Source organism: Ruegeria sp. C6 (assembly GCF_056537625.1).
In genome coordinates this window covers 1-20,128 of the sequence record NZ_JBQFRW010000008.1, presented here as the reverse complement: position 1 = coordinate 20,128, position 20,128 = coordinate 1, and the positions used below count along the sequence as shown (strand labels likewise).

The 20,128-nt window shown below is 52.0% G+C and carries 17 protein-coding genes and 2 pseudogenes; 12 read left to right on the top strand and 7 right to left on the bottom strand.

The genetic code is table 11. From position 1 onward, the window contains the following. Positions 1-116 precede the first annotated feature (116 nt). A complete protein-coding gene (locus ACR0MJ_RS18815; RefSeq protein WP_480762174.1) occupies positions 117-347 on the bottom strand; it encodes a hypothetical protein in 231 nt (76 codons plus the stop codon). A 1,257-nt stretch (positions 348-1,604) separates the two neighbouring features. Between ACR0MJ_RS18815 and ACR0MJ_RS18810 the strand changes: the two genes are divergently transcribed. The 3 genes from ACR0MJ_RS18810 (at position 1,605) to ACR0MJ_RS18800 (ending at position 5,606) form a co-directional block, all read left to right on the top strand. Further along, a complete protein-coding gene (locus tag ACR0MJ_RS18810) occupies positions 1,605-2,927 on the top strand; it encodes a mechanosensitive ion channel family protein (RefSeq protein ID WP_170395548.1) in 1,323 nt (440 codons plus the stop codon). Next, complete coding sequence (locus tag ACR0MJ_RS18805) at positions 2,924-4,537, top strand: mechanosensitive ion channel family protein (RefSeq protein ID WP_480762173.1); 1,614 nt, start codon at positions 2,924-2,926, stop codon at positions 4,535-4,537. Before ACR0MJ_RS18810 ends, ACR0MJ_RS18805 begins: the two co-directional genes overlap by 4 nt. 169 nt (positions 4,538-4,706) lie before the next feature. Further along, positions 4,707-5,606 (top strand): hypothetical protein, encoded by a 900-nt coding sequence (locus ACR0MJ_RS18800; protein ID WP_223117488.1) that lies wholly within the window; start codon positions 4,707-4,709, stop codon positions 5,604-5,606. 193 nt (positions 5,607-5,799) lie between these two features. Here ACR0MJ_RS18800 and ACR0MJ_RS18795 read toward each other — a convergent pair whose 3' ends face one another. After that, on the bottom strand, positions 5,800-6,432 hold the full coding sequence (locus tag ACR0MJ_RS18795; RefSeq protein WP_480762172.1) for a tyrosine-type recombinase/integrase: 633 nt from the start codon (positions 6,430-6,432) through the stop codon (positions 5,800-5,802). Positions 6,433-6,639: 207 nt separating this feature from the next. Here ACR0MJ_RS18795 and ACR0MJ_RS18790 point away from each other — a divergent pair. The 3 genes and pseudogenes from ACR0MJ_RS18790 to ACR0MJ_RS18780 form a co-directional block, all read left to right on the top strand. Continuing rightward, positions 6,640-6,802: pseudogene (locus ACR0MJ_RS18790) on the top strand (IS6 family transposase); the annotation flags it as partial. Positions 6,803-6,934: 132 nt separating this feature from the next. Continuing rightward, positions 6,935-7,312 carry a SnoaL-like domain-containing protein gene (locus tag ACR0MJ_RS18785; protein ID WP_170512768.1) on the top strand — a complete coding sequence of 126 codons (378 nt, stop codon included), beginning with the start codon at positions 6,935-6,937 and terminating at the stop codon, positions 7,310-7,312. Between the two features lie 88 nt (positions 7,313-7,400). Continuing rightward, entirely contained in the window at positions 7,401-8,246 is an 846-nt protein-coding gene (locus tag ACR0MJ_RS18780) for a universal stress protein (protein ID WP_480762171.1), read from the top strand. Between the two features lie 78 nt (positions 8,247-8,324). On the opposite strand, the gene ACR0MJ_RS18775 is transcribed toward ACR0MJ_RS18780, so the two are convergent. After that, complete coding sequence (locus ACR0MJ_RS18775) at positions 8,325-8,891, bottom strand: flavodoxin domain-containing protein (RefSeq protein WP_480762170.1); 567 nt, start codon at positions 8,889-8,891, stop codon at positions 8,325-8,327. A 336-nt stretch (positions 8,892-9,227) separates the two neighbouring features. After that, positions 9,228-10,412, bottom strand: a complete 1,185-nt coding sequence (locus tag ACR0MJ_RS18770) for a ferredoxin reductase family protein (RefSeq protein WP_480762169.1) — start codon at positions 10,410-10,412, stop codon at positions 9,228-9,230. A gap of 317 nt (positions 10,413-10,729) precedes the next feature. Here ACR0MJ_RS18770 and ACR0MJ_RS18765 point away from each other — a divergent pair, with 317 nt between their 5' ends. After that, complete coding sequence (locus ACR0MJ_RS18765; protein ID WP_480762168.1) at positions 10,730-11,314, top strand: Hsp20/alpha crystallin family protein; 585 nt, start codon at positions 10,730-10,732, stop codon at positions 11,312-11,314. A gap of 243 nt (positions 11,315-11,557) precedes the next feature. Further along, positions 11,558-13,126 carry a trypsin-like peptidase domain-containing protein gene (locus ACR0MJ_RS18760; RefSeq protein ID WP_480762167.1) on the top strand — a complete coding sequence of 523 codons (1,569 nt, stop codon included), beginning with the start codon at positions 11,558-11,560 and terminating at the stop codon, positions 13,124-13,126. Here ACR0MJ_RS18760 and ACR0MJ_RS18755 read toward each other — a convergent pair whose 3' ends face one another. Then, a complete protein-coding gene (locus tag ACR0MJ_RS18755; RefSeq protein WP_480762166.1) occupies positions 13,127-14,683 on the bottom strand; it encodes an MFS transporter in 1,557 nt (518 codons plus the stop codon). A gap of 102 nt (positions 14,684-14,785) precedes the next feature. Beyond that, complete coding sequence (locus ACR0MJ_RS18750) at positions 14,786-16,147, bottom strand: APC family permease (protein ID WP_480762165.1); 1,362 nt, start codon at positions 16,145-16,147, stop codon at positions 14,786-14,788. A 614-nt stretch (positions 16,148-16,761) separates the two neighbouring features. Here ACR0MJ_RS18750 and ACR0MJ_RS18745 point away from each other — a divergent pair. Further along, positions 16,762-17,169 (top strand): c-type cytochrome, encoded by a 408-nt coding sequence (locus tag ACR0MJ_RS18745; protein WP_141138522.1) that lies wholly within the window; start codon positions 16,762-16,764, stop codon positions 17,167-17,169. Here ACR0MJ_RS18745 and ACR0MJ_RS18740 read toward each other — a convergent pair whose 3' ends face one another. Beyond that, positions 17,170-18,396: a cation:proton antiporter gene (locus ACR0MJ_RS18740; RefSeq protein ID WP_480762164.1), complete on the bottom strand. Its 1,227-nt coding sequence runs from the start codon at positions 18,394-18,396 to the stop codon at positions 17,170-17,172. It abuts the gene before it with no gap. Between the two features lie 146 nt (positions 18,397-18,542). Between ACR0MJ_RS18740 and ACR0MJ_RS18735 the strand changes: the two genes are divergently transcribed. The 3 genes and pseudogenes from ACR0MJ_RS18735 to ACR0MJ_RS18725 form a co-directional block, all read left to right on the top strand. Then, entirely contained in the window at positions 18,543-18,992 is a 450-nt protein-coding gene (locus ACR0MJ_RS18735; RefSeq protein ID WP_480762163.1) for a phasin family protein, read from the top strand. Positions 18,993-19,049: 57 nt separating this feature from the next. Further along, complete coding sequence (locus tag ACR0MJ_RS18730) at positions 19,050-19,457, top strand: universal stress protein (RefSeq protein ID WP_170512749.1); 408 nt, start codon at positions 19,050-19,052, stop codon at positions 19,455-19,457. Between the two features lie 87 nt (positions 19,458-19,544). Next, positions 19,545-19,637 (top strand): annotated as a pseudogene (locus ACR0MJ_RS18725) (IS6 family transposase); the annotation flags it as partial. Between the last annotated feature and the right edge of the window lie 491 nt (positions 19,638-20,128).

The window sequence follows — 20,128 nt, the reverse complement described above, 5'->3', positions numbered from 1 at the left end:
AGAGTTGATCGAAATTGAAGCCTGAAATCGATTATAAGCTTCCTCGATACACAGGGTTCGCGCAGTCACAAACGAAGCCGCCCACAAAGTGGACGGCCTTGAAGTATCGACACCGATCAGTTGGTCAGAGAAGCATTGCACTCACGCGCCGCTTCAATTGCCTTCTTGGTGCCAGAAAGGCTTAATTCGAAGGCAAAATTAGACTCTGGCATTACAATCATGATTTCGCGCTCCATCACGTCTGTGACGAAGTCGGGATTGTTGGCAATGAGATAACCGCCTTTGTACCCGTCCGCCAAATTAGGTGGCGCCGCTGTTGTATCGCCATAGTATAATTTGTTGTCCATGAGCAGCTAGACTTTATCATCCTCAAATTCGATGTCTGCCTTTGTAAAAACACCCATGTAGCCAAAATCTTTGTCTGGGGTCAGACCCATTTGAACAACGTTGGTATTCTCATCCACCCGTTCGATCAGGCAAGTATTTCGGCTCTAATCCACAAACATATTCCAGCCGGATTCCTCGCCATAGTTTACGAACTCTGCGTTGTCTTTTGGCAGAATATTTTTTGTCCTTGGCATGTCCTACGGTTGCTCCGCATGCAAGAACGGCAGCGGCAGCAAGGGTCTTAGTTGTCGTTTTCATAGGAACAATCCCATTATAATATTGCAGAATGAAGATATGAGGGAAAACCGAAAACGCGAATCTTCAAACTAAAATGAATGGCTGCGTCCTTTCGAATGGTTTGAAAAGCAGGTGGTAATGAGGCCAACACGTGCGCCATCGACCAAACCAGAAGTAGAAGGTCCAGTCGGTCGCTCTGCAAAATGGAAACTCATTATATCCCCATCCCCCAAAAAAACCCGCATCGTTCGGAGGGAAACCAGGTGAACAACGCGGGCGGTAGTCTTGGGGTTTTGGTGTTACGGTACTGATTGAAAGATGGATCAAAGTTCCCCGCGTCACCTCTATCTGGGATGATGGGCAACGCGGGGATTTAGTCTGACCATGGGACTGGCCAGACTAAGTCGAATGTGCGGTTGGCCGCTGTTAGTCAACCAAGTTGGCATGAGCGCAAATTCTGTTCGCTACAGTCAAAGTTCGTCACCCGCCATCTGCACAGCGCCGCCACGTTTTCTGAAGCGGGCGTGTAAGCTGGAATAAACAAGAATTTCTCATGCACGCGAGGGCAAACTTTTTGGCGCGCGTAAAATTACTTGATTTGTTGTATTTTATATTCAAGTATGCGAATGCGTTGCGAATTTGTATTACCTCTGTTGCTCGCGCATTCGCCAGACTTGTCTGGTTGCCTCCTGGAGACGCAAGTGAGTGGTGTCGCCAGGAGGCCGTTATTCTCGGTTTAATGGGTCTAATGGAAAAGGCTCCCAATTCTACGTGCACGGCAAGTCTATGACCCTTTTGCGGAAATTTCTGTTTCATTCACAGATATGTGGTTCCGCGAATTTGAGAGATTCTCTATATCGACGGCGACCCCAAAATCCGTGGGGTTCGTCACAAGGAAATATTCAAACATAAACATAAGTCTGGATTTGTTGCGTCTGTGTGTGCTCTCTTCGACCGTTAAAGAAGTAAGGGACAGACAGATGAGACGAGCACTGAGAACGTTGAAGATTTGGTCATTCATTTGGTTCACGGCATTAGCGAGTGCTTTTCCTGCCGGCGCGCAAGAGACTGAGGCCGACCAAGAGGCTGTGGAAGTCGAGAATGACGATCTAAAAAAAGCAGTCGTTGATGAGATGATTGCGGCTGATGATCTCGAGATCCTACTTGTTCCCCTAACCGCGGAAGAGCTTTCCCAAGTCGCTGGTACTTGGCAGAGTTATGTGCGCTCTCGGCTCGAAGAAGTCGCGCAAGTAAACTTGCAACTTCGGTCGGCGAGCGGAGCTCGGGAAGACAACTTGCGGTCTCAGTTGTCCTCTTTGAACGACTCTGGATCAGAAACTCTCAACAACTATCGTCTGGTGCTCGAAGCATGGGCCCTGAAAGGCGCGAAGGCGGAAGATCTAGAACCGCATTCTGACTATATTCTCGCGTTGAAAACGGGAGCCCTAAAAACTACCGACCTTCAAACGCTTTTTCAGAACGCTTGGGCCTGGTTGTTCTCGTGGGATGGGGGCGTAGGCCTGCTGATGGCCGGTCTGGGTGTTTTGTTGGCAGTTTGGGCCATGATGTTCATTGCTCGGATGGTGCGCCGGGTCACTGAACGGGGTCTGAACAAAATTCCAACTATCTCCAGAATGCTGAAACGCTTCATTGCCACCGCCGTATACTGGGCCGTTTTCGTCCTTGGTATACTCGTCGTTTTAGCTTTGTTCGGAGTTAACGTCACACCGCTTTTTGCCGTGCTCGGTGGTTTGTCGTTCATCCTAGGTTTCGCATTGCAGGAAACGCTGGGAAACCTCGCAAGCGGTCTGATGATCATGGTCCTCAAGCCATTCGACACTGGCGACTATATCCAAGTGGGCGGTTCATCTGGGTTTGTGGATGAGATGTCGGTGGTTTCAACCAAGATCAGAACATTCGACAACCAGATTATTATAGTTCCCAACAGCAAGATTTGGGGGGATGTCATTACCAATGTAAGTGCATCCGAAGAACGTCGGGTCGATCTGGTCTTTGGTATCGCCTATTCGGACAACGCTGCCCAAGCAATTGAAGTGCTCAAAGACTTGGTTGCGCATCACCAGCTTTGTCTGAAGGCACCAGAACCAGAAATTTTCGTGGGTGAGTTGGGAGACAACTCCGTCAACATCTTCTGCCGTCCATGGTCCAAGTCTGATGACTATTGGACCGTTTATTGGGACCTGACCGGTCAAGCAAAAGAGCGGTTTGATAAAGAAGGCATATCTATACCGTTCCCGCAACGCGATGTGCATATTATTCCCGCAGAAGGAGCAAAATCATGAGGGCCCTTACGCTATGGTTACTGCTTCTTCTATTTTCCTGCACTGTTGCGCTTGCTCAGTCTGAAGAAATCCTCGCACCGGCTGAAGAGAGAGAGGATCCCGAGTTTATTGCGCCGGTGATTGTGGATGGCGAAGAATTGTTCGTGGTTCGCGGTTCAAGTGCGCTGCCCGCAACCGAACGAGCGAGAAAAATTGAGGAGCGGATCGCTCAAGTCGCCGATGCATCTGCGAAAGCTTCAGTTCAGCTTGAGATATCGGACGCCGAATTTGGGAAAATGATACGCGTTGACGGGCAGATGGTTACGATCACCACCCAAGCTGATGCTGAGCACGAACAAATGGCTATTGAAGTTCTAGCTGGGCTTCAGTCCGAAGCGATTGAGGCTGCAGTCCTTCAATACCGAGATGCTCGGTCCAATGAGGGCAGAGTAGATAGTGCGATGGCTGCCTTTGCTTGGACTGCAGTCTTTGCCCTCACTTCTTATGCGTTTTTTGCGAAACGGCGAATGTTATTAGACTACTTTAGAAACATCTTGGAAAAGAGAGCTGAAGGTGTTGAAGAAGCCACGAAATCGCTCTTGAGAAGCAGGGCAATCGCGTCGATTATCGTCTATTCAATACACATATTGATGTGGGTCCTGTTTCTGTTCTTTTTCTACTACTACCTTTCATTGGTGCTGCTCTCCTTTGCCGAGACCCAGGGCATTGCCCAGATCCTCTTGAAGTATGTCAGCGAGCCGCTCGTAACCGTCGTTTTGGCAATTGTTGAATATATCCCCAACTTGATCATGCTCGCAATCATCGCAGCTGTGACACGGTTGGGAATTCGAGGCCTCGATCTTTTTTTCGACAACGTCGAGAGCGGCGCTTTCCAACTGAAAGATTTTGAAGATCATTGGATTGCACCAACAAAAATGCTGTGCAGGGCTTTGCTGATTGTTATCGCGCTGGTGTTTGCCTACCCTTATATTCCCGGATCTGACTCTCGAGCCTTCCAAGGCCTGACTATCCTTGCCGGTATCATGGTATCGTTAGGGTCGAACACGGTCGTCTCGAATATGATGGCCGGTCTGTTTGTCATCTATAGACGCAGTACCAATGTCGGTGATCGAATTCAGGTTGGCGACAAGATTGGGGATGTAACCGAGATCAAACTGATGGAAACACTCATTAAGTCGATAAAGAACGAGATGATTAGCATTCCAAATGCACAGCTGCTCAACTCCGAAGTCGTAAACTATTCGCGCAAAGTGGATGGTCGAGGGCTGTTGGTTCACACGACAGTAGGGATCGGATACGAGGAGCCACCAAAGAAAATCAAAGCGATGCTGATAGAGGCAGCTCATCGTACTCAAGGGTTAAGAAAGAACCCTGAACCTTTTGTGCTTTGGACGCAGCTGGCTGACTACGCAATCAATTATGAGATCAACGCATACACTTCGCGCGGATCGAGCTTGCCTAAGATTTTGTCCGATTTGCGCGAAAACATTGTCGATGTGTTTAATGAAAACGGAACACAGATAATGACACCGTCGTACATTGCGGACCCGCCGGAACCCAAAGTTTCGTCAGAGGAATGGGACGGCAAGCTTGCTCATCATGCTGAATAAACTGCATTCAGCTATAGGTTATCAGTGTCAGTGCTTAAGCTTCGTATTGTATAAATATGTCATTGAGTAGCCATGTCTCCGCAGTCCACAGAGCCGACCATTAGGGGCTTGAAACGCTCGTTCAGGAATGGCAACTCAAAAGGAATCAGCGTCACGTGGGAAATGCCAAATGAAAAACCTTTTTCTGACGTGCTGCTTTGGAGCTATTTCTCTAGGATTTGCAGCGTCACCTTCAGCCGCGCAGCCCCGGCTAGGTTGGGCGTATCAGGTTGATGGGCTTGCTGCGTTTCAGGGGGACGCGGATTTGAGTGACGGCGGTGAATTCTCTGCAAGCCGAGCATTTCTACGTGCTACCGCACTTTACAATCTGGAAGGAGGAAACTCCATTGGGCTTTCAACCAGCTTCGGCAAGCTGGACTATAGCTTCAGTCAATCGAACAATCAGCCATGGGAGAACATCCGTGACTTTCGCGTTTCTGTTCCCCTGCGATTTCGTGCGAGCGATACAGCAACAGTTTTTGTGTCACCGCAGATCAGGTGGGATTATCAAAGTGGAGCTTCCTCATCTGATGGCAGGACCTACGGTGTTTTTGCGGGTATTGCTTGGCAACTTAACGAGCGTCTGACGATAGGACCGGCCTTTGGCGCGTTCTCTCAATTTGACGATGGTGGTACAGATTTTTTTCCGGCCCTGCTGATCGATTGGGACCTAAATGATCGCTGGAACTTGAACACTGGCTCAGGGATTGGTGCGACACAAGGCCCCGGGTTGACCCTGAGCTATACGTTGACTGAGACCATAGATCTTTCCTTAACCGCACGATCGGAGAGAATTCGATTCAGGTTAGATGGGGAAGGTCTCGCGCAGGACGGGGTGGGCGAAGACAAGAGTATCCCCGTCGTACTTTCCGTTGGATACAACCCAAATCCTGGAGTTTCATTGAGCGTATTTGCAGGCGCAGAATTTGACGGCCGCCTGACGCTAGATGATGCGAATGGAGCGGAAATTAGTCGTCAGACCTATGAAACAGCACCATTGGTTGGGCTGGCGTTTAGGGTCAGGTTCTGATCACAGCATTGAGCCTGTTTGCCAATTGTGCGCGGAGTTATTATTGCGTCTGAGTTCGAACGTCCGCTTTGTCCGCATGGCGGTCATTTAACGCAAATAATCCAAAGTCTAGTATCCGAAGGAGCGGCCGTTCGCGCCTAAACTTCGGAACCCGTTTTGAGATGAAGAACGGCTGCTGCCGTCCGTCAAACCGTCAGATGTCGATCTCCTCCGAGATGCTCAACGCGTCGTCGAGTTCGACCCCAAGGTACCTGATCGTGCTGTCAACCTTGGTGTGTCCAAGCAGGAGCTGGACGGCCCGAAGGTTGCCAGTCTTCCGATAGATCAGCGCAGCTTTTGTCCGCCGAAGAGAATGCGTTCCGTACCCACAAGGATCCAGTCCGATGACCGACACCCAGCTGCGCACGAGACGTGCGTATTGCCGAGTCGAAATGTGCGATGAACTGTGGAACCTGCTTGGAAAGAGGAACTCGCGACCAAGCATGGCGGGCGATCTGACCCACTCAAAAATCGATCTTCGCGTGTTCTCGGACACTTCGAACTGAACTGGCCTGCCTGTCTTGCTCTGGACGATCGATACGCGGTCTCGAACTGCTCCGGCAACGACCAGATCCGCCACTTTCAGGCGAACAAGATCACAACTGCGAAGTTTGCTGTCGATAGCAAGATTGAACAGCACAAGGTTGCGCGGGTTCCCGGCGAGTTCGAGCCGCGCACGAATTGCCCAAACCTGTCTTGGCAGGAGTGGACGTTTCTGACCAATTAGTCGGTTCTTGTTCCACGGCGGCTGAGACGGTCTGACTATTGGAAGCTGAATACTGGACATGGTGAAGTCTCCATCCAGCCCTTCCGCACCAGGCTTCGGCACCCTGCCAACCAGCGCACTTTTCTGTCTTTGCCATCATAGAAACCGATCGCGCGCATCTCAAACTGCAATTTATAACACACAATGGCCGCTTCTGATCAAGTCGGACGTCCGATCAGAACGAGCCTATGACCGCTTTGCGGACAAGACAGCCGTTCGCGACATACGATGCTACGGTTAAGGCGGATGCGAAGTTTGCAGAAGCTCGTCGCCGTTCACTCCTCCATTTCCAATCACTTCAACCAGGGGCGATTCCTTCCCAGCCGAGACACCTTCAAGTTGTCACGGCACCACCGCTCTTGCCGAGTGGCGCGAACTTGGCGCGTTATAAGCGACATCTCTGTTGGCCTAGCTGAGACTTGTTCGAACCGGCCTCACAGTATCCATCGGTATTCTTATTGATCCTTGTCAAGATTGGCGAGGGCAAGACGTGGTACTGTCAATGGTAATTCAGGGGGGGCTCATGGAAGAGTTGATTGAAATCGGAAGATCATTCGCCCAGGCCATGCGTGAGCGCAGGGGCCTTGCAAGTGTTGATGAAATGTATGCCGAAAACGCACAGTCGATAGAGGCAGTCGTGCCTCCGGTTCGACAATTCCGCGTTTCAAAGGGGCGAGAAGCCATCAAGGGAAAAAGAGAGGATTGGTTGGCATCGCATGAAATCCAAGACCTAGAAGTGGATGGACCCTACGTCCACCCACCCAACCGCTTTGGAGTGCGCTTCAGAGCCGAAGTCGTTCAGAAGGCCACGGGTGAGCGTATGACCCTGCGCGAGATCGCGGTGTATTCGGTGGCGGAAGGCAAGATTGTGCTGGAAGAGTTTTTCATGCTGCCGAAATAAGAAGAGCGACCAACAACACTGTCTCTTCGTTGGTTTAATCCGTGCGCACGGCCTTTGGGCGAATTGAAATTCCGGACGGAGGTCGGGAATGCAACACAAAACAGTGGCATATTATGTAGGAGTTGATGCTGACGACGCGTCGATTTTGGAATGCGCTGAAACTGCTCGTAACCACAACATTCACTTGAATTGCGTGTTGATCGCGGACTTACCCAACCTGCCGTACCTAAAATATGGATCGAACAGGTTCGTTGAGGCGGGTCTTCCTTCAAACTGGTTGGATGTTCTTAACGGAAAAAATGCCGCCTTGAAGTCCCGCGCTACAGAAGTTGAATCGCTCCTGGTAGCGCAAGGCGTATCTGCAAATGTAATTGCCTTTATGGGATCTGGAGCAGAGTTGAAGCATCTTGTGGCTGGCCAAGCCAATCGCTCTGATATCGCCTTTCTAGACGCCGAGTTGCGAAAAGACCCCGATTTGTTTCACAAGATCGCGTACGGAGTATTGTTCCATTCGCCGGTAGGCCTGATGATAAATGGAGATCCGTTTGCCCAACGCGACTGCATTTTTTTGGCATGGAATGATAGCCTGCCTGCGTCTAGGGTTGCGCATTTAGCTTTACCCATTCTTCTGGCGGCCAACGAAGTTGTGATTGGGTGTTTTGATTTGCCGTCGCCTGATGACGTAGAAGGTCAAGCGCCCGGAACCGACCTAGCTGGATGGCTCAGCCATCACGGTTGCACTGTGACCGTGTCGCAGTTTCGGTGCGGCGGGAATTCAATTGAACACTGCATTCAGGAACGCGCAAGAGAACTGGGGGCCGACCTCGTTGTTATGGGCGCTTACGGGCATTCCCATTTGCGTCAGTCGGTATTTGGGGGAACGACACAAGCAATGTTGGAGCAGACAAGGTTGCCAGTGCTGTTCGGGCACTGATGAAGAGAACTGGCGACTGTGATTTTCTGGGATAGGTAGCTCTATACGTTCATCGGTTAATACGGGAACAGCCAGTTGTTATTGGGTACTCGCTTGAGGTTGAAGCGTGTTTGCCCGCCGGTTTTCGCCAAGGAACTCTATCACAATTAACGTGAGTTCATCCCAGTCAGTAAACTCCCTTGCCCCTTCTCGTGGATCGATTTTTCGACCGAGCAAGACGACGTGCTGAAGAATCTCCCTCTCAAAATACCCGTAGTTTTCGGGCCTCACCGCGCCTGCGACCAAAGCCGTCGCATTTGGTTCAAAACCTGTTCGAAGAAGCATTTCGTCAAGATAGTCGCGTGCTTCTTCTCGACCTGACGCGAAAGCAGCTTTTAGACCGACGGAAAGCACAAGAGACTTTCGCTTCATTAAGGCATCTCTATTTGAAGCGACAAATGCTTCGAATGACTTGGGGTGCTTACGCTCGTGGACAGGGGCCAGGAGAATAACCTTGACCACATCGTCAAGTGAAACGTGGCTGGGCATTTCATCGGTATTGATCAGCTTTGCGTCGAAACCGGCATTCTTCGCGAGATCGGTGATGAAGCGCGCAATCTTTGCTGTTTGGCCTTCGACCGTGGCGAAGGCGATGAGTAAGGTCATTCCGATCCTCCCAAAAATCGGCCTGATTAGATTGCTTATTATGAATAAGTGACGTGCGTTGCCCTTGATCTCCATCAAAGGCGTTTCATAGGGGCATATCTGGATCGTTGCGGTATGCTCAAGCTGTCCACGCGGAGCATGTTTTTAAGGAAGTTCGTGACGGCATCCATCTCCAAGAAAACCTGCCTTTTCGGCCGGCAGCCTTGAAGCTAGCCAACTGCTGGCGGTCTAGCTTTCTACCTTAAGCAAAAGGCCAAGACAGCGACGAAGATTGAAATACTGATCAACCACACTGCGAGTTTCACTTGTTGGCGTGCGGGCAGGTTTCTGAGCAGTCTAATCATAGTCAAACCTTTCAGACAAAATCCGGTGTGACGCGGTGCCCCGCTCAATCAGATGATCTTCGACCGTGTCCATCATGGCAGGGGGGCCGCAGAGAACAAAAAGCCAGCTTTCAAATTGTTCAGAAGACAAATTGCGGTCCAACAGATGACCGTCGATCAAGCCTGTCTCTCCGGACCAATCCTCTGGCGGCTCGGATAGAACAAATACTGTTTCTTCTTTGGACAACTCCTGGCGAAAAGCAATCTGCTCCTCCACCCGGTTGCCATAGATAAGCTTGAGATCGTACTGTGTTCCACTCAACCGTACCTGACGCACAATGCTCAACATGGGCGCGATCCCGACACCACCTGCGATCAGAACAATGCCTTTCTCAGTTCGGTGGCTGATCGATAGATTTCCGTGCGGGGCATCCAGATAGGCCGTGGTTTGCGGAGCGATCTGTCCGAGGCCGCATGTGAAATCCCCAAGCTCCTTTATCATGAATGAGACTTCGGGGCCTTCGGCTGGTGCCGAACTAATCGAGAATGGGTTCTCATGCAGCGAAAAAACACTGTGGCCAACGTTTAGCCAAGCAAATTGCCCTGCTTCGAAGTTTAGTCCGTTGTGACCATCTGGAACGACGCGCAACTCCCATTGCTTCGGTGTTAGTCGAGACACAGACGTGACGCGCCACGGTCTTTTTCTCTGACGTAAAGGGCGAACGAGATAGACATACAGCAAAGTTCCAACTGCAATACTGGTTAGGGCAAGCCAGAGATAGGTTAGTAGCGGATGCCCACCGTAGCGCCCAGCATAGACCGTGTGATGCAACAGCAGGCTTGCGATCACCAAGGCTCCCAGCCCGTGTAAAAGGCGCCATGTTTCGTATTTGTAATCAAGGGATTTGCGGGCAATCGCCGAGGCGACCAAAATGAACAGCAATAAATATGCGCCGATGCCCGATACCAGCACAGAAAAGTCGGTCGAAATCGTAAGTTGGTTTGTTTCATCCCACGGGCGGCGTCCGCCCGAAGGCGTGCCCTGATATAGCAGCGGGTGTATCAGCGCAAAGCCGAGTGCTGTACGCGCCATCAACTGATGCGCTCGCATGGTTACATCCATACCCAGACCGGAAGAGATGAACCTGAACCGCCCAGACAGCAGGAACTCGACTAAGATTATTGAAAAAGCAAGCATTCCAAGCCCGGACGCGAGCTCTTGATGAAATGATCGTGTTGGCCATCCCAGAGACCAAGAAAAACCCAAGGGAGCCAAGATCAGCAAAACGTAAATCAGTGCCAGATAAGGCCATTTCATACGGTTTTGCTCCACTGCGCTAAAGGTAGGCAACTCGGGCTCGTTCAAAATAAACGCTAAGCTGACCTGGGATTCCGATCAAGACTACCGAGAATGGTGTTAACTCCACCACGACGTGGCAGGTTTAGTGGACGACGTTTCCGGTTTCTGTTCGCTTAGCCGCTGCGTTCAGCCTGGCTGATGCTGAGGTTGCATGCTTGCGCAAGATCAAGGTCCTTGACCGCTTTTCCTGTCATAATGTTGCGCGCGCGAAATCCGACCAAAGGAGGAGGCTCAAAGTGTTAGAAGACAAAAAGTCACCGCAACTTTTCACTGGAATGCATCCGCTCTCTGACAACTTCCGGCGAGAAATGGAAACCCTGATGTCGCGTTTTTTGGGGGGAGGATCACCCTTCCTGCCGATGGAAACGGCTGCGCAACGCACGGGCTTTCCGTCTCTTGATATGACGGGTGCGATTTCACCGGCAATCGATGTCCAAGAAACGGATTCTGCGATTGTCCTGACTGCTGAATTGCCGGGGCTCGAAGAGGATGATGTGGAAATTGAAATCAAGGACCGCAAACTAGTCTTGAGCGGTCAGAAGAAGATTGCGCATGATGAAACGGGCGATTTGCGTGTCAGTGAAAGAAGCTATGGCAGCTTTTCCAGAGCCATGTCGCTGCCAGACACTGTGGAAATCGACAAGATTTCAGCTGAATTCGACAAAGGCGTTCTGCATATCGAAATGCCGAAGTCTGAGCCTCGGGATCCAAGCCGTAAGATCAAGGTATCGTCGAAATAGATGGTCTGGTGGCTCGATACCGTGCATAAAAATGCCAAGGTAGAGGGTCGATCATGGATCGGCCTTCTTACAGTTGCGGCCTCATAAGTGTGTTTGGTTGAAGCCGGGCAGACATCGCAAGTGTCTGTAAAAATGTGTTTTTTGCCCATTTCTACCAGGCCATGGGTTTGGTGTTGAAGCGTGGTAGAATGCCCTCACGCGTTTGGGTAGGGGGCCACAATGCGAAAACCAGAAGAGAGTAGCATGACACCCTCAGGACATGCTGGTGAAGGTGAGGTGCGGGCCTTTCTGGAGAGCCTGACCGGACCATCGCGCGGAAACGTGAACTGGCTGGTCGATAAAGCCCTGACCGTTTCTGTTGACGATGGCAGGGTGTTAAGCCTTCGACATAAAGACGACCTGCCTCCGCATGACAACGATATTGCCACCTTACAGTGGGCTGACGACGGCTACACGATAACCGCGTCAGCAGGGCGCAATGTATGGGTGAACGGACAAAAAGCCTCATCGGCGTCTCTTAACCATGGCGACATGATCGAGTTCGGCGAAAAGGGCCCTATGTCTCGGTATAGGTTGTGCGATCACTCATTTCCCGCGTACCATACAGTCGAGGATATCCTCAGTGATGCATATGCTTACACCCGAACGAGCCGTCGACCTTTCGCTAAAAAGATGTCTGGTGCCCTGCGCGACAGCGGGCGGCGGCTTGCCTCTCAAACCACGATATTGTTCAGGATCACAGTTCTTGCGACGCTTCTTGTGATCGCGGGGTTTGGGTACCTGCTTTACCAAAACGACCGGCGCTTGGCGGATAGTATCGAACAGGAGTCCCGCAAGATCGAAGCGGTCGCGGTTATGCTCGCTCAGACGCGAGAAGACGTACTTACGCCTGATGACTTTGCTTCATTGCGTGACGCTTTTGAGAACCAGGTCTTGTCGACTGAACAACGTCTTGGAACCTTGGAACAACGGGCGGGAGCACCCACGCGCGTAATCGCTGCCTCGATTCAATCCGTCGCGTTCATTCAAGGGGCTTATGGGCTGCGCCACGTGGAAAGCGGGAAGATTTTGCGGCACGTGTTGGGACTGAACGGAGAAAACCTGAAGACCCCGTTTGGCCAGCCTTGGATCGAACCGGACGGGACAGGCGAACCTGCAGAATTTCAATTCACCGGAACGGGCTTTTTGATCGCTGGGGTGCCGTTGATGGCCACCAACCGCCATGTTGCGTTGCCATGGACATCAGGGGATCGAGAGAAGGCGCTGAGAGACGCCGGTCTCGAGCCTGAGATGTTGAGGCTGCTGGCCTATTTGCCTGATCAAACGGAACCAATAGAGGCGCGTTTGGTTCGGTTCAGTGAAGCGGCAGACTTGGCTATTTTAGCAGTTGAACCAAGCCGCGTTCACGACCTCGGCATTCCGTTGGCGGATGCCACGTCGCTCGTCGGTGAAGAGCTTTACCTGTTGGGATATCCAACGGGCCTGAAAGCTTTGATTGCGCAGGCTGGTCCGGGCTTTCTGAAGGAACTGGAGGCAGAAGGAACGCTGAACTTTTGGTCGATCGCGTCCCGGCTTTCTACTCAAAGCAAGATTCACCCGCTGGCAAGCCGGGGGATCGTTGCACGGACAAGTGAGAGCGCCATCGTTTATGACGCCGAGACCACGACCGGTGGGAGCGGGGGGCCAGCATTGAATCGGCGGGGCGAGGTCGTTGCGATCAATGCTGCGATCCTGCCCGAGTTTGGTGGCTCAAACATCGGCGTCCCGGTTTCACATCTCAGAGCTCTGCTGAGAGAGGTCGAAAGCCAGTGATCATTCACTCGTTCGGAAGCGCGAGTTTTGAACGAAAAACACTGTGGCCAGCGGAACGATCACCGAGATCACGGCTACGGAGATCAGCAAGTATCCAAGTTGACTGTAGTCCGCGGTAGACGTGACCTCACCGGTCTCTGGATATGTGACGGCGCGTGTGACGACGTATATTTGGTTGAGGTATTTGGTGCTGAGGCTGCTCGCCGACAAAGCCATGTTTGTGAATGATGCCATCACCGCAAAAAAGGTCGCTTTCAACTGAACAGGGGCATTGCGTGCAATCCAAGCCAACATCGGGACCATAGCAATCTGTCCAAGCGGCGACTCAACAGCTGTATCAAGAATGGCAATGAACCTTGCGTCGACAACTCCGCCGGTATGCGCCGCCGTCCATTCGTGCACACCGTAGTAGAGGGCAAGGTTAGGCAGGGCGAGAACGCCCGCCGCAATCGTTAGCAACACCACCACATGCGCAATCGAGCGGTTGGCCATAAATGGTCGAAGGACGATTAACCCGAGCAGGGCCAGCATCGAAGTCAACAAAGCCAGAATTGCCAGGAATTGCTCATCGAACCCCAGTTCATCGATTTCAAACCAAGTCAGGCCTGGTCCCGGCAGAGGAACGGCACGAAATACAAAAATGATTGTCGCTGTCCCGATCAAGGCTTTGGCTTGGGCTGGTTCCAACTCCTTCAGCAGACGCGACATGAGGTAAAGGATCACCGTCAGGGAAACCGCAAAAACGGTCTCTTGCGCGAATTCGAAATCTGCGGTTCCCAGCACGATGCTGAGCACAACGAATGCAAGGCCGCCGAGCAATATGGACCATTTGACTTCGGTGGCTTCATCCGGCGTATGTGGCGGGTGGCCGCGCCTAATAAGCTGACGCTGGATAAAGCTGTGAAGAACGACTCCACTAACGGACAACACCGGGATGGTCAGAGCTATCAGATATACTTGGCCATAAAGCGCAAGGCGTTCGGATTCTTGCAGTTCTTCGGTTCCAGAGAAAACCCAGATGTTTACAGCCGCAACCGCCGCAAACCCGGAAATGATCGAAACTCTGCCCAAGGTCTGCATCGTTGTGTGCTGTGCACGAGTTTCTTCCGGCGAAAATGGTGCGCCGTTCTGGTCAACCTTTGACACCGCCTCAACCGTCATGGCGTCGGCAACAACGTCCTGAATTGCATAGCCCGAAGGCGCCAAGAGCAAGGCAACAACATACCAGTCTTCCAGCGGCATGAAACTGGACATCTGCGCAGGTGCGGTCACGAGCCCGTACATGGTGAGCAAAGACAACGTGATCAAGGACGCGCCGAACAAGATCAGCAGGGACTTCCAGCGCCAAAACAGGTCCACGACATGACCAAGCGGCATTTTTAGTATCCATGGGATACCAGCCCAAAATGCTAGCCCTGCAACGAAAGAGGCGGATAAATCGAGGTAGTCTTTCAGGAAAAAAGCACCAACGACCGAGGTCAGGCCGGACACGCCGGCCGCAAAATAGACCATCAATGGCGGCAGGTAGGACCATTGCAGCTGCTGAACCAGATCCACAAACGTTCTATGCCACCAGGCCGAAAGTTTTGATCCTATGGAAGTTTGGTCAGTCGTCATATGCCGTGGCAGCTAGTTGAGGCCTTTGGGTCGTTGTATCAGTTAGAGAAATCCAGATCCGAAAAGCAATGCACTGGTGATCACCCCAAGGATCGGTATCACAAGAGGAACGCGGAAGTGCTTTGCGGACTCGTCCGGCTTCATCTTCAGCAGGATCAGCGAAATATTGACCAGTACAAAGACGCCGAGAACGATCTGAGACGTGCGCTCTGCCAGAATACCAAGCGGTATAGTTTGGGTCAGCAAAACGATGATCGCCACGACCAGCAAAGTAGCGATAACTGGTGTCTGAGTTGCTTTTGGGACAATCGCCAGAACCTTCGGTAAATGGTTACGGTCAGCCAGGCCGTAGATCACTCGCGAGGCCATAATCATCTGGATCAGTACTCCATTGACTGTCGCCACAATCGCGACCGCGGAAAAGCCCTGTTTGATCACCTCGGGGGCGTTTGAAAACACAAGCGCGAGGGGTGCTGCGGTTGTCGAGAGAACATCGATCGGAACAACAAGTAGAACCGTCATTGAGGTTCCCAGATACAACACGGTCGCCAGAACGAGGGTTAGTAAAATCGCTTTTGGGATGGTGCGCACGGGGTCTTTGACCTCTTCCGCGACATTGGCCATGTCCTCGAAGCCAACAAATGCAAAGAAGGCGAGAATTGATGCTGCGAAAATGCCTCTCCACGCGTCGAGTTCAAGTGGCGGAAGCATCAAACTGATCCCGTATCCTTGCGGATCCTGAACCGACATACCCCAGCCAATCACAAAGAGAAGGCCTGCGATCTCGATGATCGTAATGACGGCCGCAACAAAGACCGATTCAGTGATCCCCCAAAGCGCGATTAGACCCATGATCAAAACGACGCTGATGGTCAAAACAGGAATCGCAAAACCGGTCAAAGCGTGAAGGTATGATGCTGCGCCAATTGCAACGGCAGAAGCGGAGATAACGCCCGAAGCCGCGACCGCGAGGCCGACGAAAGCCGCCATCCATCTTTTCTGAAATCCCGCTTCAACATAGGCCGCTTCACCTGCGCTGACGGGAAATCGAGTTGCGAGTTCTGCATACGAAAGCGCGGTGAGTGATACGACGAGCGCGGCTACAACGAACGAAAACGCTGCAAACGGTCCAGCAATGTCTGCTGTCGCGCCGACTAGAACATAAATGCCCGCTCCGACCGTTACCCCAAGGCCGTAAAGCGTGAGCAACGGTGTAGTAAGGGCCCGCCTGAGTTTCTGTTCGTTTGGATCAACAGAGTTCATAAGTGATTTCCGCCAACTGCCCACTCTGAACGTCGTCAGTGGCGTCCTTCTCTTTTTGTCTCGATTGGCGCAGTGGCTTAATCCTATGGTCAAAGCTGCACCGAATGCCGTGTGTCTCAACCTGGGCACATTGGGCGCCAATCAACTAACTGGGGGCTCGCCATCACTCCTGCCGAGCCCCCGTGGGTGGAACTTCCACTCCTTCAAAATTCCATTCACCTTTGTGTTTACTTGGGGACAGGACGGTGAACGTAGAATATGTTGAAACATTCGGATTTCACTATGTAATTCATGTTGGTGCTTTGATCTATGTCAATCACCTCGCTGCGTCGGGTCTCCGAGGCTGAACGGAACCCAACTGTCGTTTGTCGTCGGACTTAAAGGCAATGCAAACATGTTCGACGGTTTCAGATTTAGGGTGGAAAGCAATTCTTGACGCTTCGGAACCTGTTACCAGTCTTGGGCTCGGATGGATGCGCTCAGATGGTTGCATCGCGTGCCTTATCACCTCTGACGAATTCTCAGGTATATGAACATATTGGAAGGAGAACCGTCTGCGCGCAAGGGTGGTGAGGTCAACGATGAGGTGGTGTAGTTTTAGGCCGGCAGGAATAAATTAGGCGCGTACACCAAACGCTATTCGACTGAAACGCCAATCCTCGTACAGGAGCGTTCAAAATGAGCAAGGTCAAAGTGCTTTCTTAAGGATGCCTTATAATTAGATCTTCTTCCGGGGCAGCAAATTGGAGGAGCATATGCAGATTTTTCGAGGGATTTTACTGGCACTGTTCGTCACGGGGCCCGTACTAGCGCAGGAGGTCAGCGTTGATGAGGGAAGTGATTTGTACCGGACGTATTGCTGGCAATGTCACGGTTTCGAAGCAACCGGAGACGGGCCAATGGCGGAAATGCTGGCTATTCGAACACCTGACCTTACCAAATTGGCAGGCGAGAACGGCGGTGTGTTTCCGATAGATCTTATAGCTGAACAGATTGACGGTCGTTCACAATTGCTCGCGCATGGGGGCGAAATGCCAATCTTTGGCGCGGTGTTTGAGACAGACCAACAAATCGCGGTGGCTCTGCCTAATGGGCAACCTATGATGGTAGGCCTGCCGTTGGCGAATTTGCTCGCCTTTCTTGAATCGATCCAGTCTGAATAGTTACTGACCAATCTGCTCATCTGTGTCAGCCGTTCGTCTGATTGACATGAGAGTCAACGGCGGCCCCAACACCTCGAAGGCCACAGCACTGGCTAGAGTAAAGGCCATGATCGACGCGGCCCAATGTGGAAATTGCTCTCCGGCGACGAGGGCCATTCCTACCGCGACACCGGCCTGTGGTAACAAAGCTGGGCCGTACCAGCGGGTCTGACGGCTAGGCAGGCCGCCAAGTCTCGCTCCGCAATAACCCCCGACGAGGCGGGCGACGGCGCGCAAGAATAGGAAAAGACCACCGGCCCAGCCCATCAAACCGAAGGCTTCAATCTCCAGCGTGGCGCCAGCCAGTAGGAAGAACAAAATCATGAACGGCCACTGAATGTGCTCGATCTCATGAAAAGCACGGTCGTGATGGCGGGCAAGATTCCCAATAACTGCGCCAGCAACCATGCTTGCGACAAGGAACGAAACTTCTAGCCACAACGAAAGGCCTGCTGTCAGAAACACGATTCCCACCGCTTCGGCTTGCATTGGCTCTCCCGGCTTCAAACGGCCGGTGAGGTAAGCGGATGGCACGCCTAGCGCGGAACCCAACAAAATAGCCCCTCCGAAATCCCACATCGCTGTGGTCGTGACGGTGGCCCAACCATCCGAATGACCGGCCAGAAGCAAGGCGATGCTGAAAACGATCAGACCCCAAGCGTCATCAATTGCGACGACGCCCTTTAATGTCTCGGTGAAGCTGTTGGACACCCCAGATTGCTTGATTACGTCTGTCATGGTGGCCGGAGCCGTAGCCGTAGCAATTGCCGCCAGCACCAGTGCCAACCCGAAGGGTACGCCGATTGCCGTCAATCCAGCAGACACGATAACAAGGGTTGCAACCACGATTGAAATCGAAATCGTCAGAATGGCTCTGCCATGCCGAACCAAGTTCTCGCGGGTTAAAGAACCTCCAAGAAGAAACGCGACCATCGTTAAAGCCACAATGGAAATCTCGTCGAACCACATTGCAACGTCGAGTGGGATCAAACGCATTCCGGCGTTCCCGGCGATCAGACCGAGGAAAAGCAAGGTTGTAACACGAGGAAGATGGGTGACCCGGCCTAATTGATCGGCCGCCAATCCGGCAAGGAAGAGGACACCTAGGGTAATCAGAAAGCCGGCAATGTGCATAGAGATCCACGCGTTAAGTTCTTGTCTAAAATACTTTAACTCCAACCCTGCCATCTTGGTACCGATGTCGAAAGAATGCCAATGTCCCGTCGCAGCCTAAGCCGAAGATCCTAAGAAATGGGGGATATTGATCTGTATTAAGGCGAAAGCGCGCCGCAGGTGGCACAATAGCTCATTCAGGAAATGAGGAGGGACTTTCGATGCCGACAAAGAAATCTAGCACAAATAGCCCGACCTCACTTGTGGATGTTTTCAAGCAAATGCAGCCGCCCATGTCTGGCAATCCAGCCTTCGGTGCCCAGATCGAACAATTTTGGGACGCACAAGAAAAAATGCTCGAAGAAACAGAGGCCTTTGCGCAGCATTGGTTCGAACGGCGTCACGAGGCGGTGCGGACGGCTCTACAAGCTGCACGCAAAGTGTCTTCTGCGAACCCGTCCGATCCATCGAAAGCCCTTCAGAGTGTGACGGAATGGCAGCGCCATTCGGCTGAGCGGTTGGTTGCTGACGCGCAGGAATGGTTCGAAACCGTGTCTCGTTGTGTATCCTATATCGCTGAAACCGAAGCTGAAACTGTTGAGAAAACAGTTGATGACGTTGCAGCCGCTACAAAGAGCGCGGGGAATTCTTCAAAGTCCGAGCCTGTTTAGGGTTCGTGCCGCCGAAAAACCAAACTGAAATCATCGGAGCAGTAGATAGGAGGTCAAATGTACAAGAACATCCTGATCCCGGTTTCTCTGGACAAAGAACACGACACTCAAGCGTCGTTTAAGGCTGCGCGCCAATTGGCTGATGCCGACGCTGTTTTCACCGTTGTGCACGTCCAAGAACCTATTCCGGCATATGTGGGTTCTCAGATTCCAAGTGAAGTGCTTGCACATACGCGGCATGAGATATTGGAGAACCTGCATAACACTGCCTCTGAAATTTCAGACGCGAAGGTACAGCTCATCTCCGGGCATGCGGGTAGGGCAATTGTCGACTTCGCAAACCAGAGCGACGCCGATTGCATCGTCTTAGCTTCGCATAAGCCCGGATTCGAGGACATATTTCTAGGTTCCACTGCGAACAGAGTCGTGCATCATGCCAAGTGCTCGGTTCACGTAATTCGGTGATCCAAAGCTAGCGATGCGAGATCTCTATGGGGTCTTGTCAGAAGAACTTGGGTAGAGCGCTGCAGGGCGGTTGCGTATCTTTTGCTCATTAGCAGACCTGCCTCTTTCAAGTACTTAAAAACCAGTCTCGAAATCATCCGCCTTGCGGAGATGTTGTACATCCGTTTCACGCTCATTCTGACGCCAGCAAAGCACATCAAACTGCAATTGGTGCAAGTACCGCGAATCCACACTTCGTCCGCAACGTAGACGTTTCAGCAAGTTGCAGCGAACGTCCGAGTTGCGGACTTTCCCGACATTGATTTTTGGACATGTTGCTGACGCAGCATTCGTTCGCATTCGCGGCAGGTGATACTCTGCGTTGCGGCAGTTGTCGTCAGACCGGTCATTTGCGGGCACGGTTTCGGCCGGAACCGATACTGTACTTTCGCCGCAGCCGGGTCAGACAAACGAGGGGCAGGACAAAACTGACCTTGGAGTCTACACCTTCGCTGACGCAGGATCCACCGCACTGGCAGCAACAGCTTTTTCCTTCAACAGGAAAAATCGCCAAAGCGGCCGTTCCATAGAGGGCTTGGGATGTCAATGAGCGTTCAAAACTGACCCGGTTTCAGCGTTTGATTTTGACCCACCCTATGTGGCGCAAAGCCCCCAGGCGGGCCGCCCTCATA

Excerpts from the sequence above, each read along its gene's own strand:
- ACR0MJ_RS18815 (WP_480762174.1), bottom strand. The coding sequence starts at position 347 with ATGGACAACAAATTATACTATGGCGATACAACAGCGGCGCCACCTAAT.
- ACR0MJ_RS18810 (WP_170395548.1), top strand. The coding sequence starts at position 1,605 with ATGAGACGAGCACTGAGAACGTTGAAGATTTGGTCATTCATTTGGTTC.
- ACR0MJ_RS18805 (WP_480762173.1), top strand. The coding sequence starts at position 2,924 with ATGAGGGCCCTTACGCTATGGTTACTGCTTCTTCTATTTTCCTGCACT.
- ACR0MJ_RS18800 (WP_223117488.1), top strand. The coding sequence starts at position 4,707 with ATGAAAAACCTTTTTCTGACGTGCTGCTTTGGAGCTATTTCTCTAGGA.
- ACR0MJ_RS18795 (WP_480762172.1), bottom strand. The coding sequence starts at position 6,432 with ATGTCCAGTATTCAGCTTCCAATAGTCAGACCGTCTCAGCCGCCGTGG.
- ACR0MJ_RS18785 (WP_170512768.1), top strand. The coding sequence starts at position 6,935 with ATGGAAGAGTTGATTGAAATCGGAAGATCATTCGCCCAGGCCATGCGT.
- ACR0MJ_RS18780 (WP_480762171.1), top strand. The coding sequence starts at position 7,401 with ATGCAACACAAAACAGTGGCATATTATGTAGGAGTTGATGCTGACGAC.
- ACR0MJ_RS18775 (WP_480762170.1), bottom strand. The coding sequence starts at position 8,891 with ATGACCTTACTCATCGCCTTCGCCACGGTCGAAGGCCAAACAGCAAAG.
- ACR0MJ_RS18770 (WP_480762169.1), bottom strand. The coding sequence starts at position 10,412 with ATGCTTGCTTTTTCAATAATCTTAGTCGAGTTCCTGCTGTCTGGGCGG.
- ACR0MJ_RS18760 (WP_480762167.1), top strand. The coding sequence starts at position 11,558 with ATGACACCCTCAGGACATGCTGGTGAAGGTGAGGTGCGGGCCTTTCTG.
- ACR0MJ_RS18745 (WP_141138522.1), top strand. The coding sequence starts at position 16,762 with ATGCAGATTTTTCGAGGGATTTTACTGGCACTGTTCGTCACGGGGCCC.
- ACR0MJ_RS18740 (WP_480762164.1), bottom strand. The coding sequence starts at position 18,396 with ATGGCAGGGTTGGAGTTAAAGTATTTTAGACAAGAACTTAACGCGTGG.
- ACR0MJ_RS18735 (WP_480762163.1), top strand. The coding sequence starts at position 18,543 with ATGCCGACAAAGAAATCTAGCACAAATAGCCCGACCTCACTTGTGGAT.
- ACR0MJ_RS18730 (WP_170512749.1), top strand. The coding sequence starts at position 19,050 with ATGTACAAGAACATCCTGATCCCGGTTTCTCTGGACAAAGAACACGAC.